Annotated in this window: 10 protein-coding genes; 6 read left to right on the plus strand and 4 right to left on the minus strand. The window is 54.1% G+C overall.

Annotated features, from left to right (window positions below):
- Positions 1-27 precede the first annotated feature (27 nt).
- Together NFR25_RS07225 and NFR25_RS07230 are read left to right on the plus strand one after the other, a co-directional pair.
- Positions 28-963 (plus strand): ABC transporter ATP-binding protein, encoded by a 936-nt coding sequence (locus tag NFR25_RS07225; protein ID WP_251198578.1) that lies wholly within the window; start codon positions 28-30, stop codon positions 961-963.
- The gene (locus tag NFR25_RS07230) at positions 960-1,676 is read left to right on the plus strand and encodes an ABC-2 transporter permease (RefSeq protein ID WP_251198579.1); all 717 of its coding nucleotides are present in this window, start codon (positions 960-962) and stop codon (positions 1,674-1,676) included. The genes NFR25_RS07225 and NFR25_RS07230 overlap by 4 nt, the downstream gene beginning before the upstream one ends.
- Positions 1,677-1,717: 41 nt before the next feature.
- Here NFR25_RS07230 and NFR25_RS07235 read toward each other — a convergent pair whose 3' ends face one another.
- Both NFR25_RS07235 and NFR25_RS07240 read right to left on the minus strand, forming a co-directional pair.
- Positions 1,718-2,752, minus strand: a complete 1,035-nt coding sequence (locus NFR25_RS07235; protein WP_251198580.1) for a DNA alkylation repair protein — start codon at positions 2,750-2,752, stop codon at positions 1,718-1,720.
- Positions 2,753-2,917: 165 nt separating this feature from the next.
- Positions 2,918-3,796, minus strand: a complete 879-nt coding sequence (locus tag NFR25_RS07240) for an EamA family transporter (protein ID WP_251198581.1) — start codon at positions 3,794-3,796, stop codon at positions 2,918-2,920.
- A 291-nt stretch (positions 3,797-4,087) separates the two neighbouring features.
- Here NFR25_RS07240 and NFR25_RS07245 point away from each other — a divergent pair, with 291 nt between their 5' ends.
- Genes NFR25_RS07245 through NFR25_RS07255 form a run of 3 tightly spaced genes read left to right on the plus strand, consistent with a single transcriptional unit; the run spans position 4,088 to position 9,272 of the window.
- Positions 4,088-7,024, plus strand: coding sequence for a PAS domain-containing hybrid sensor histidine kinase/response regulator (locus tag NFR25_RS07245; RefSeq protein ID WP_251198582.1), 2,937 nt, complete (start codon positions 4,088-4,090; stop codon positions 7,022-7,024).
- The gene (locus tag NFR25_RS07250; RefSeq protein WP_251198583.1) at positions 7,008-8,258 is read left to right on the plus strand and encodes an ABC transporter substrate-binding protein; all 1,251 of its coding nucleotides are present in this window, start codon (positions 7,008-7,010) and stop codon (positions 8,256-8,258) included. The genes NFR25_RS07245 and NFR25_RS07250 overlap by 17 nt, the downstream gene beginning before the upstream one ends.
- Positions 8,259-8,270: 12 nt before the next feature.
- The gene (locus tag NFR25_RS07255) at positions 8,271-9,272 is read left to right on the plus strand and encodes a TIGR00341 family protein (protein WP_251198584.1); all 1,002 of its coding nucleotides are present in this window, start codon (positions 8,271-8,273) and stop codon (positions 9,270-9,272) included.
- Between the two features lie 28 nt (positions 9,273-9,300).
- Here the strand turns inward: NFR25_RS07255 and NFR25_RS07260 are convergent, their stop codons facing one another.
- Positions 9,301-10,104 carry an alpha/beta fold hydrolase gene (locus tag NFR25_RS07260; protein WP_251198585.1) on the minus strand — a complete coding sequence of 268 codons (804 nt, stop codon included), beginning with the start codon at positions 10,102-10,104 and terminating at the stop codon, positions 9,301-9,303.
- 133 nt (positions 10,105-10,237) lie between these two features.
- A complete protein-coding gene (locus NFR25_RS07265) occupies positions 10,238-10,795 on the minus strand; it encodes a YagU family protein (protein WP_251198586.1) in 558 nt (185 codons plus the stop codon).
- Positions 10,796-11,262: 467 nt separating this feature from the next.
- On the opposite strand from NFR25_RS07265, the gene NFR25_RS07270 reads away from it, so the two are divergent.
- A complete protein-coding gene (locus tag NFR25_RS07270) occupies positions 11,263-13,194 on the plus strand; it encodes an MFS transporter (protein WP_251198587.1) in 1,932 nt (643 codons plus the stop codon).
- Positions 13,195-13,226: the final 32 nt, after the last annotated feature.

Raw genomic sequence — 13,226 nt, forward strand, 5'->3', positions numbered from 1 at the left:
TCTATTCAATATGAAAGCTGGTTTAACATGCAGCCATTGATCAAGATAAATAACCTGATCAAGTCTTATAAAGGGTTTCAACTTGGGCCAGTTGACCTGGAGGTCGATGCAGGCACTATCGTGGGACTTGTGGGGTCGAACGGGGCGGGCAAGACCACGCTCATCAAGTCGCTCTTGGGAATGATAAGCCCAGATAGCGGCACCATGTCGATGCTCGGAAAACCCATCCAGCAGATCGACGACATCGATGCGGATCTGAAGAACAAGATCGGTGTTGTCTTGGACACGAGCGCCTTTACCCAGGAATCGCGCGTGCGGGATGTGGCGTTGCTCGGTCGCTGGGTGTTCTCGAACTGGGACACTCGCTATTTTCAGCAGCTCATGGATAGATTCGGCCTTGCGGCAGATAAGAAGGTAACGGATCTTTCGCGCGGTATGGGCATGAAGCTTTCGTTAGCTTTCGCTTTGGCGCATCATCCACGATTGCTCATTCTTGATGAAGCTACTGCAGGTCTTGATCCGCTAGCGCGCGATGAAGTGCTCGACATGCTGCGCGACTTCATGGCGGAGGGTGAATTACCTGGTGAAGCGGCAGTAGTTTCAGTGGCCCAGGAACCTCGCGCGATCTTGCTCTCTTCGCATATCACGTCCGACCTTGAGAAGATCGCCGACAGGATAGTTTGCATCGATGATGGCCGTAAGGTGTTCGAGGCTGACAAGGAGACCATCTGTAATATCGCAGGTGTTGCGCGCTGCAAGAGCGATCAGGTAGAGCGGGTGATCGCAGTGCTCACCGACGCGCTCGATGACCCAAGCTCTCTTCGCGTGGTCGAAGGCAAATACTCCACCGACCTGCTGGTTCCCGATCGTTTCGCCTTCGCGCAGGCGTTTCCCGAAATTCCTGTTGAGCCTGTGTCTCTTGACGACTATCTAGCCCTCACCTTGAAAGGAGAGCAGCTATGAAAGCTATGATCTGTTCGGACTTCATCACCATGAAGAACTCCCTTGGGCAACTGCTCATCTTGAATGTGCTGATCGCAGTGATCATCACCGTGTTCTCGAATTCGGTGTTGGCTGGTACGGCGGCGCTTGCGGTGATGATCCCATTCATGTACGTGTTATCGATAGCAGCTTATGACGACATGAACGGCTGGCAGTGCTTTCGACTTACGCTGCCACTCTCGCGACGTCAGGTGGTGGCCGGCCGTTATGCGTCTACGATCATCGTGTTCGTGGCCTGTGCACTGATCGCGCTCATTTACGCGTTCGTTTTCATGGGCGTTTGTTCGCTGCTCCCAGATGGTGCAGTGGCTGAAGAGCTGTTATTCGCGAACAATCCTGTTGAGACCATCATTGCTACGGTTGGCATGACGCTCTTCATTGCGTTGGTGGTCTCTGCCATAACGCTTCCTTTGATGCTGCGCTTCGGTATGACGAAGGCAACGCGCGTGATCCCTGTTGTTCTGGTCTTGTTGCTTGCGGGCGCGATCTATCTTGCTGGCGAAATGGGCATCGAAGATCAGCTTGCTTGGATGTTGGTGACGAACGGAGGCGAGCTTGTTTTCTTCACGCCTTCGCTCCAGTTGGCATTGCTCGGAGCAGACGTGGCTGCGCTGGTGCTCTTCGTTCTTAGTTCGCTTATTGCCATGCAGTGGTATGCAGCGCGTCAATTCTAGCTTGAACTGGTGAAACCGCGTGATCAGCTTCACGGGCAGTATTATTTGCACGTACGCAGATAGTCCTTCATCTCGGGCGTGATGCGGCGGCTTTCGATAGCTTTTTGGATAGCCTTGCGTCGTGTCCATTCATCAAGGGGTGCAGCTTCGCCTTTGGTTTCAAGATAAGGAAGCGTTGCTGCTTCTTGATGGGCGAGTGCCTCAGCAAAATACCAGGCGCGCATCATGTTCAGGTAATAGGTGTCGTTTTCCGTTGGTGGTTTCGATGTGCTCTCTGAAAAAGCAGTTGCGGCAACGTCGGCCAAGAAGCGCGGCTCGAAAAGGTCATCGAGGAAGTGTTGCATTAACACGCCAATGCCGAAGCGCTTCGTATAACAATGATCTGATACAATCCATTTGTAAGCCTTGCTCAGCGCTGCTTCAGGCTGCTGCATGAGTGGTTTTGTGGGTAGTTGGTCGCAGGTGGCCCAGTTGTCCACATAGGGCAGGAATTTGTCGTAGAGCTTGAGCGCTTTCTTGTGGTCCTTTTCAAGTCCCAGCGCAAAGGCGTGGACCTGGTTCTCTTCGAACGAGTGGTGAGGAAGCGCCCGAAGGAAGGTCTTCGCATCATCACGCTTGACCAGCTGTTTTGCGATCTTGCGCAAGATAGGAGTTCGCACGCCAGCAATAGAGCGGCTATCGATCGAGGGTATCAGGCGCGCTTGGAATTCTTGGTATTGAGGATCGATGTTCTCGGCTGCGCTGCGGCATACGAACTCGATCGCGGAATCTATACCAAAGCTAGGAAGCTCCCGACAAAGTACGTCTTCGAAAGGCTCGTGTTCGGCTTGCTGGAGCAACGCATCTTTTTCTTTACGCGACAATTGCTTGAAACGCGCTTCAGCGCTCATGGCGCGTTCCTTCGAGAAGAATCGTGCTTGGGCGGCCAAGCTCACGGGCGCGTGGGACTTGGTGTACTTGGCACCAGTGCCTGCTTGGTGGGCGGCAACGCGTGCGGCAACATCGGTGGTGTAGCCGGTGTAAAGACTTCCATCTCCGCAGTTCAGCACATAGAGATAATGTTCGAACAGCGCCACTGCTCACCTTTCTATCTCATCCTGGGGACAGGCCCCAAACCGTCCGGGACACTTTGGGGACGGGTTCGTTTTTGTCCCGGACACTTTAGGGACAGGTCAGCGATCCCATTTGGTAATTCTGGCCTGTCCCCTTTCTGTCCCGGACAGTTTGGGACCTGTCCCCCGTCAATGGTTCTTTGCAAGGGAGGGGGCTTGCTTCACTATCATACCGACGAAAACGAGAGCAGCACCGAACAAGACGAGCGCCGAAGGTTGATCGCCTACGATGATCCATGCAGAAAGAATACCCACGGGCAGTTCGCTCGAAGCCATGATCGATACCATGCCAGCAGTAAGACGTGGACTGGCGTAATTGATCAGCGTGGTGGGAAGCAAGATGCCCATGAATGCCAGAAGGATAGTATAAGACCAGGTAGAGGCATCGAAAAGTGCGGTGGTATAGGCGCTTGGGCTATAGATCGAGGTGATGATGGCGCCACCAACAGCCAGCATCATCGTTCGCACCACGGTTGGTTGGGTGGTTGCTACTCGTCCCGAGCAATAGAGGAACAGCGCGTAGAAGATGGCCGAAAAGCAGCCAAAACCAACACCTACGGGGTCGAGATTTTCCGCACCGCCATCAAGGATGCCCGTGGCGAATACGGTTCCGACAAGCACGATGATGATAGCCACCACGGTCGATCGAGCGGGCAGCTTTCGTTGATGGAGGCATTCGATCAACACGCTCACCCAGATGTACTGGAAGAGCAGCGTGAGCGCAGCTGGTGCTGGAAGCAGTGCGACGGCCGTGTAGTAGCAAATAGATGTTCCGCCCGTGAAGAAGCCGAGCAACGCAAGCGAAGCAAGTTGTTTAGGAAAGCGCAACCGAACGCGTTTCACCAGCACTACAACCAAGCAGATTAAGAAGGCGGTCAAATACTGAAGCGGTAAGAAGGTGTGCGGATAGATCCCCATCGCACCCGCGCTCTTCACGATAGGCACGATGAAGCCATAGCTCGAGCCAGCTATGAAAACCAAGATCGAGTATTTTAGCGTCTTGTTCACTGCACCGCCTTTGAGGTCCGTCCATTCAGGATAGCCACTTTTTGTTGTCGGGGTCTGCCCCATTGCGCCATCGGCATCTAGAATCGGGGATATGCGTGCAAGATCGAACGGGGGGCTGGGTTGCTCGAAACCGCTGTTCCCTATTGCCCATTCCTACCGAATGGATGCCATCAACCAGCGGCTTTTCAACTATACTAAAGAGCACATCTAGGAGAATGAGCTGCTGCTTGTTGCCGGCCTTTGTTGCAGGTTGCAGGTAGGTTGCAAGCAGGATCGAACTGGGAGCATCGAGTGAAGATCACGCGTTCGCGCATCGTCGTCATTTCTGTGTGGGTAGCTGCTGTGGTGGCTATCGTTGCGATGCTCTGGGTCTACACTTCATCAGTCAGCGACAAGCTCTACGATGAAGCCAAAAGGAACTTCTCGGAAGTCTACGAGCAGGTCGATGGCAATTTCCTTACGTTCATGGATGACACTTGGAAGAACCTGGATGACTGGGGCCCCTACATCCGCGATCTGGACGACGCAGCGGCACTTGATTATATTCATGACCGTCAGAACGTGTGGGGCTTTTCGGATTTCCTCTTCTTGAATCAAAATGGCCAGGTCATCAATGCAAGCGGGGAGCCGATCTCTCTTGACCTAGGTGAAGAGCACATCGTGTTGTTCGCCGACCACGACAACATCATGACTGAAGAAGGCCTGCAGGGCACTTCTCCCGAAACCGTGTTCGCCAGCTGGACCGAACCAGGAACCTATCGCGGTTTCAGCTATCAGGCTGTGGCGGTCACTTATAACAACGAAGATCTTTCCAACACCATTCGCACACAGGCATTCTCTGGAGAATCTTTGGGCCTGGTGGTCTACCCTGACGGCACCATCGCCTTCTCTACTCAGCAGGGTGGCAACGTATTCTCCAACTATCTTACTTATTTGGGCGCTGGTTCAGACCTTTCTGACCAGCAGCTTTCCGACTTGCAAAGTGCATGGGAAGCGGGCGATAAGGGCGTGGTCGTTTGCACGCTGAACGATACGGAATACTACGTTTCTTACCAGCCGCTGGGCTATAGCGACTACCTGCTCTTAGGCGTGGTTCCTACCAGCGCGGTGAGCGGATCGCTCTTGAACGTGCAGAAGATGACCATCGATGTGGTGGTGAAGATCTTCTTGGTGCTGGGTATAGCAGCAGCGGTGCAGATCTATCTGTGGCAGCGTCGCCGAACGCGCCAGAACAAAGCCGAGATCGAATATCGCGACGTGCTCTTCGAGTTGCTCTCTGCGAATTTGGACGACATCTTCATCGTCATCGATGCATCTGAACTGAAGGTGAGCTATATCACGCCGAACGTGAAACGCTTGCTAGGGGTAACACCTGATGCGGTGAAGGAAGATCTTGAGGCTTTGCGCAAGGGCTTGGCTGATCAGGAAGCGGCAGTGAACCTTGACCTGTTGCGATCCATCGCCTTGGGCGATCGCCATGAATTGCTGCAAGAATGGATCAATCAAGAGGATGGCACTCATCGGTGGTTCCGTGAAGCCATCTATCACATGGATATTCAGGGCGAAGAGAAGTACATCTTCATCTTGTCCGATCGCACCGAAGATCGCATCATGGCCCAGAATCTTGAGGAAGCGCTGGCTACGGCGAAGAGCGCGAATCAGGCGAAGAGCCAGTTCCTATCGAACATGAGCCACGACATCCGCACGCCGATGAATGCCATCATGGGCTTCACGTCGTTGCTGGAGGAACATGCCGACGATTCTGATCGTGTGCGCGAATACATCCGCAAGATCTCAACATCAAGCCGCCATCTGCTCAGTCTTATCAATGATGTGCTGGACATGTCGAAGATCGAAAGCGGCAAGACCGAACTGAATATCGAGGAATTCAGCTTCCCCGATATGCTCGAAGAGATCAGCGCCATCATGGCACCTCAAGCCGATGCTAAGGACCAGACGTTCGAGATCCGCGTAGAAGGCCATCCAGCGGAATTCCTGATGGGCGACAAGCTCCGCATCAACCAGATCCTTATCAACCTGCTTTCGAATGCCGTGAAATATACGCAGGTCGGAGGCACGATCGAATTCATCATCGAGGTGCTGCCCAGTAAGAATCCTACGCACAACAACATTCGCTTCATCGTTAAAGATAACGGTATGGGCATGAGCGAGGAGTACCTGAAGGTCATCTTCGATCCCTTCACGCGCGAGACGAATTCGGTCACGAATGCCATCCAGGGCACGGGCCTTGGCATGGCCATTACAAAGAACCTCATCGATCTGATGGGTGGCATCATCAAAGTGGAGAGCGAACTAGGCAAAGGCTCTACGTTCTCGGTCGATTTCTCGCTGCCCATCTCAGAATTCGCGGACCGCAATCATTATTGGCAGAGCCATCCAGACATGCGGGTATTCATTATCGATGACGAAGCGTACGTGTGCGAAGACACTAAGCGCATCCTAGGTGCGGAAGGCGTAAGGGTGGATTGGTCCACCAGCAGCACCGAGGGAATCGAGCAGATCCGTGCCGCGCATGAAGCGGGCGAAGATTACGATGTGGTGTTGGTCGACTGGAAGATGCCTTCACCTAATGGCGTGGAGACCACGCGCTTGCTGCGCGAATTCGCGAATCCCGACCTGCTCATCTTGGTGATGACCGCCTTCGATTGGAGCGACATCGAAAAGGACGCGCTCGATGCGGGCGTGAATGGATTCTTGCCCAAGCCCTTCTTCGCTACTTCGTTGAGTCAGAAGCTCACCATGCTCTCAGCTGATGCTGCCGAAGAAGGGGAAGCTGAAGCCAACGCGGATGCGCTTTCTGGTTTGAATATCTTGGCAGCCGAAGACAACGATCTGTCGGCGGAGATGCTGATCGAACGTTTGGATATGGAGGGAGCCACGGTCACACGTGCGCGCAATGGCCAAGAAGCCGTGGAGCTATTCGAAGCCTCTATTCCTGGCGAATACGATCTTATCTTGATGGATGTGCAGATGCCCATCATGGGCGGTTATGAAGCCACACGTACCATTCGTGCAGGTGCGCATCCTGAAGCTCAGACCATCCCGATCTTCGCTATGACCGCGAATGTGTTCGCTGAAGACGTGCGTGATGCGCTCGAGGCGGGGATGAACGTTCACCTTCCGAAACCCATCGATCTAGATGAATTGCGTCGCGTTACCGAGCGCGAGTTGAATCGAAAGGAAGACCCAGATGAAGAAACTGATTAGCCTGGTGATGGCTGCAGCCATGCTCACCTTCGCTTTCGTGTTGGCAGGCTGCCAGAGCGGCTCTTCGGAACAAAGCGATGATCTGAGCGTTTGGGTGAAAGAGACCGACTATCGTGACTACATCGAAGATGTGTTCGAGCTCTATGAATCTGAAACAGGCAACAAGCTGAACGTGAAGACCATCCCCGACGATTCCTTCACGGCCGAGGTCACCAAGGCATTCAAAGAAGGCAATGGCCCTGATGTGCTGCTGCATTATAACGATTCTAATCTTGCAGCGATCGGTGCAGACAAGTTCCTAACGCTCAATGACCAGGCTTGGGCTGACTCCATTACAGCGGGCGCACGCGCTTATTGCGACGATGGCAACGGCAATCTAGTTGGTCTGCCGTTTTGGGAAAGTTCGGTCTCGGGCTGCTATTACAACAAGACCATCCTTTCGAGCTTGGGTTTGAAGCCAGCATCCACGCAGGCGGAATTCGACATGTTGTGCCAGGCGCTGAAGAACATTGGTTATAATCCGCTATTCTGGGGTGAGGATTGCGGTTGGATGTACCAGTTCGGTCTCGACCCGATCTTCGCCGATGACCCCAGTTTGTTGCAGCGCTTGAATGACGGCCAGATCGATTATGCGGACATTCCGCAGGTCCATGATATGGTCCAGTGGATCGACAGCGCTTATAAGAACGGCTGGCTGGGTGACGTGAAGAATAAAGGGTATGACAACGTGAGCGCGCCTTTGGCGTCAGGCGATGCCGTGATGGTGGATATTTGGGATACCTGGTTCGAAACCGATTTCCAGGCGGGCACCTATGGTCCAGACGACTTCGCGGTGATGCCAGTGTTCATGGGAACGAGCCCTGAAGGCAGCTATGAAGGTGGCAACTTGAACATGATGTTGGTGAACAAGGATGCCAAGCACTTGGATGAAGCCATCGAGTTCCTGGAATTCTGTGCTCAGCCTGAGGTATATAACGAAGTATTCGAAGGCGTGCCTTCGGTGAAGGTATTCAACGACCAAGATACGATCGTTACGTCTGACATGGTGGTAGCTGCATCGAGCTCCATCGCGAAGCTCGAACGTGCATCAACGGCGAACCCGAAGATCAGCGGATACAGCCAAGAAGACATGATCACGGCATTCACGGCTCTCTTCAACGGTGAAGTTGATGTTGATGGATGTATCGCTATGATGGATGAGTTGCGTCATTCGGCTATGGACCAGGCACAATAGCTTTGAGGACCTATGGACAAGACGAAGAATCTCTTACAGAAAGTCCTCGCGGGTGGTCCGATAACGGATCAGCATCTGGCTGAAGCAGAGGCCTCCACCTATGTGACTCTTGAAGGCAGTGGTAAGACGTACAGCGCCTACTTTTGGAACATCGTGATCTCATCGATCATCGCAACGGCGGGTATCGCGATGAATTCGGGCGCAGTGTTGGTTGGCGCGATGCTCATCTCGCCCGTGATGACGCCCATCGTTGGTTCAGCGTTGGCGGCCATAACGGGTAACCGGCGTGCAACCATCCGCACGTTGCTGATGACGGCGGCTGGCGTGCTACTGGGTCTTTTGATCGCCATCCCCGTGGCCGCATTCTTCCCCGTGCCGATCGACCTTACAACGAACGTACAAGTTACCACGCGAACAGCTCCTGGTTTGCTCGATCTGCTCGTGGCGGTGGCATCGGGCTTCATCGCGGCGCTAGCCTTCGTACGTGACGACATCCCCGAGGCTATCCCGGGCGTTGCAATTGCGGTGTCGCTCATGCCGCCTTTGTGCGTTACAGGTGTGGCGATCGCAGACGGTGATCTTATGGGTGCTGCGGGAGCGTTCCTGCTGTTCCTTACGAACTATTTTGGCATCCAAGTGATGTGCCTGGTGGTGTTCTGGGCGGTGGGGCTCTCTAAGAAGAGCCGCACCAAGAAGAGCGCGCGCGAACGCATGGGCTGGTATGTCTCGGTGTTGGTCGGCGTGATCGTCATCGCTATTCCTTTGGCAATGACCAGCGTCGATATGGCGAAGGCTAACGATCATGAGCGCAAGACGCACGAGATCGCTCAAGAATGGTTGGCGGGCAGCGACTATGCGTTGAAAGATGTGAAGCTGAAGAACAATGAGCTTACCGTCACCATCGCAGGAGACGGGAAAGAACCTGACTTAGCAGCTTTCAAAGAAGATCTTGCCAAGCAAAATGTTGAATTCAACGATATCGGCGTGATCATCCTTGAAGAGAAGCATTTGTAGCCGTTCCACATTTTGAGGAGACTTGCGGCTAGGCATCTTGAAGGAACTCGTCGATACGATGAACGGTGTAGGGGAAGTTCTCGAAGAAGGTAATGTGACCTGCGCCATTCACTTCGTAGAAGCGCCCGCGGGCAACCGTGTCGGCCACGATCTTTCCCTTGGCAGGAGGGTTCACGCCATCGTGTTGCCCTGAAAGGCAGAGAACGGGGATCGAAACCTTGCTGGCGTTGCTTAGATTGTCGAATCCTTCAAGTGACCTATAGATCGCAGCATGCTGTTCGTGCGTGAGGTGCACGGGTGATGCGATGCTTGCCGTGAATGCTTCGATCTGCTCGGCGGTGTTGGTGGGCGAAAATACGCGCTGGCGAACGCTTGCAGCTCCTGATCCAGGTTTGCCTTGAGCGGTGATAGCTTGGATCGATGAAGATCCGCCACCCTTCGTGCCAATAAGGACGATCCGATCGCACAGATCAGGGTATTCTTCTGCAGTAGCCAGCGTTATGTAAGAGCCCATGGAAAAGCCTACTATCACTGGCTTTTCGATACCAAGCGCGTTAATGAGCGCGTGCAGATCTTCAACGTCATCAGCAAGCGTCCAAGCTTCAGGCTTGTCGGAACGCCCGTGGCCGCGCACGTCATAGCTCACCACGTGGTGCAGGTCTTTGTAGTAGTTGAAGAGTGGGTCCATATTCTCTTTAGAGAAGCCCAGACCATGCACGAAGATCATTGTGTGGCTCTTCCCGATATTGGTGCCTGCCTGCTTCACGCACAGGTGCACCCCATTCACTTCGATAAGCTCTTCAGCTGCTTTAGCCTTTTCTGCGTCTGTCATGGTTGGTCTTCCTTCTTATCCTCTCTCAAGAGTTTGAGATGCTCTTGGTGTTCACATACAACGAAGGCGAGTGCGAGACCCGCCTTCGTTGAGAGATAGCAAACTTCTCTAAGTTGATGTTACGAACGATCCCTTAGTCGTCGTTGTTCATCTTGGGGTTGGTCAGGGTCTTCACCTTCTGCTTAGCGATCAGATACCAAGCCGAAGCTGCGATCGACCAGGCCCACACAATGTGCCCGAAGAATTCCGAGAAGTGCTCATCGAAGGGCTGATCCCAAGGAGCGGGAACTGTGCCGAGCAGAGGCATGATGATGATATGGAATGCGATCCAGATCACGATGCCATAGATGGCGCCCTCGAAGATAGCGATCTTTGGCTTGTACTGCGTCAGCAGGATGAATAAGAACGAGAAGAAGATCGCGAACGCGAAGTGGATGATGAGCGCAACAACGAAAACTTGCTGGTCAGTGGAAAAATACACGTACGAATGGGTGACATCGTAAGGAACACCTAATTGCTGCAAGAGCTCTTGGGGCGGGTTCGTTGCATCACGGGCGAGCGTGCGTGGTGGGAAGATCTTCTCCCAGCCGATCTTCACCATGCCCGAGATCATACCGGCGATGAAGCCGTACCAGACCGACTTCCAGAAGATCTTGGAGAACGGTGCTGCGGGTTTCTTTGTTGTTTCCATTGTTGCCTCCTTCAACGGCTATGTTTTGAGTTCGAATCGTTTTGCCTTTAGGGGGCAACGTTTCGCATGGGTGAACGTTCTGTTCTGTTCCTAGCGTAGAGCATTTATGTAAATAACGAGGTGAAACGGGTATTTTGGTAAACGAGCAAGAACCGTTCCGTTGCCATTCTGAAAGATTTGTACAGGCATAGCATGCTCGAGGCTAGGGGCGAAACACTCAGGATTCCGCTCGCGGATTTGTGCGCGCGTGGGCGGCGCGGGCCCGTGGTAGACTTTTCTGCGGTCAAGGTCATCCCTTGGCCAACAATCGAATAGCTACTCTTTAAGTACTGCAAACGACACATGTGGCGCCGGGCGGCGCGTAAATCTGATCACGGCACAGGAAAAGCTCGCCGTGACCGCACGCCCCGTGCCTTTTCTTATGCCTGCAACGCTTCCGCCTTCGCGTCCGAAAGAAGGAGGAGCCAGTGTCCCAAACCAATGCTCATGCGCACGAAAGCGCCCCCGCCAAGCAGCAAAGACCCGCTGCGATCCTGTTCGTCACGGCCTTCGCGGCGTTCCTTGCCACCTTCAATGAAACGTTCCTGAACGTTGGCTTCGCGCCCATCATGGAGGCGCTCACCGTCGACGTTTCCACGGTTCAGTGGCTTGCGACCGCCTATATGTTAGGCGCGGCGGTGATGGTTCCTGTTTCGGCCTTTGCTTATCGCTCGTTTCCCACGCGTCCGTTATTCTGCATGACCACTGCGCTTTTGGTCATCGGCTCCATTATCGGTGCGCTTGCCCCGAATTTCACGGTCTTGTTGATCGGTCGTATCGTCCAGGCGCTGGGCACCGGCATGCTCATCCCTATTGGCATGAACATCACGTTAGAAATGGCCCCGCGCGAGAAGCTGGGTACCTACATGGGCATCATGGGTGCCATGACCACCTTGGGTCCTTCATCGAGCGTTATCTTGGCGGGTCTTATCCTGGCGGCCGCGCCATGGAACATGCTGCTGTGGGTCTTCGGCGGACTTTCGTTGCTTTGCTTGCTCGCAGGCGCTATTATCCTGCGAGATATCGCGAAGCTTACGCATCCTCGTCTTGATGCAGCATCGGTCGCGCTCATTGGCATCGCGCTCATTGGCATCCTCTATGGCGTGTCCACCATCTTCGTTGGTAATATCGCCATTGCACTGGGTGCGGCAGTAGTGGGCATCATCGCGCTCGTGTTCTTCGTGCGTCGTCAGGGTAAGCTGACCGAGCCTCTTATCGATCTGCGACCTCTGAAGATCCCGCCTTTTGCGGTGGGCGTAGTGGTGAACATGCTTTCGCTCGTTACCATCTTTGCGATGAACATCATCGTTCCTACGTACATGCAATCTGTCTTGGGCACGCCGCCGCTGATCGCGTCGCTCACGTTGTTCCCAGCTATCTTGTGTTCATGCGTAGCTTCACCTATTGCGGGTCGCATCTATGACAAGCACGGGCCGGGCATCTTGTTGCCTGCTGGTTTTGCTTGTATCACGGTGTTTTCCGTGCTCACTGCAGTGTTCATCTCGACTGCTTCACCTGTGGTGCTCGCTCTTATCTATATTCCTGTTATCTGTGGTTCAGCGCTTATCATCGGCCCAGTTCAGAGCTTTGCGCTCTCGAAGTTGCCGCCCGAGCTGAACCCGCATGGCGTTACGGTCATGTCGACCGGCTTTCAGATCGCAGGTTGTTTCGGTTCTTCGGTGTTCACGGGTGTGTATGCGTTGGTGGGTGCGTCGGCAGCTGCAAGTGGGTTGGCTGCAGCTCAGGCTGCTACCGAAGGTATGCTTGCCGCTGGCGTATTGGTTGGCATCTTTGCGTTCGTTGGATTCTTCCTGGCACTTTGGATTCGTCGCGTGGCTGCACGGCCGATCGTTGATGCTGCTCCTGCTTGGAACGAGGCTGGCGAAGCAACGGCCGCCGCGCCAGTTGACACGTTGGCTGCCATCATGAAGACCGATGTGTATACGGTGCTGCCGCACACCTCTGTTGCTGAGGCCATGAAGTTATTTGCATCCAAGGGCATTTCGGGCGCACCAGTGGTGGATGAAGAGCGCCGCGTGGTAGGTTTCATCTCCGATGGCGACATCATGTCGGCCATCGCTGATCAGGTGCCAGCGTTCAAGACCGCATGGTCGTTCGTGGTGGAACGCGATAAGGCCGACTTCGATGCCACGTTGCGCCGCACTATGGCCCAGCCCGTCAGCGATATTGCTAACAAGCGCGTCATAGCGGTGAACATCGAAGATGATCTTGGCGAAGTTGCGCGTGTGCTGGCTGAAGGTCACCTGAAGAAGGCACCAGTGCTCGAAGGCGATCGCATGGTGGGCATCATCAACCGCTCGAACATCACGAGCTACGCCCTCGAACGCTTCGGCGTCTAATTTTGGGGACGGGTTCAATTTCGTCCCGGACA

It is taken from the genome of Anaerotardibacter muris, assembly GCF_943192915.1.
GTDB classification, from domain to species: domain Bacteria; phylum Actinomycetota; class Coriobacteriia; order Coriobacteriales; family Eggerthellaceae; genus Anaerotardibacter; species Anaerotardibacter muris.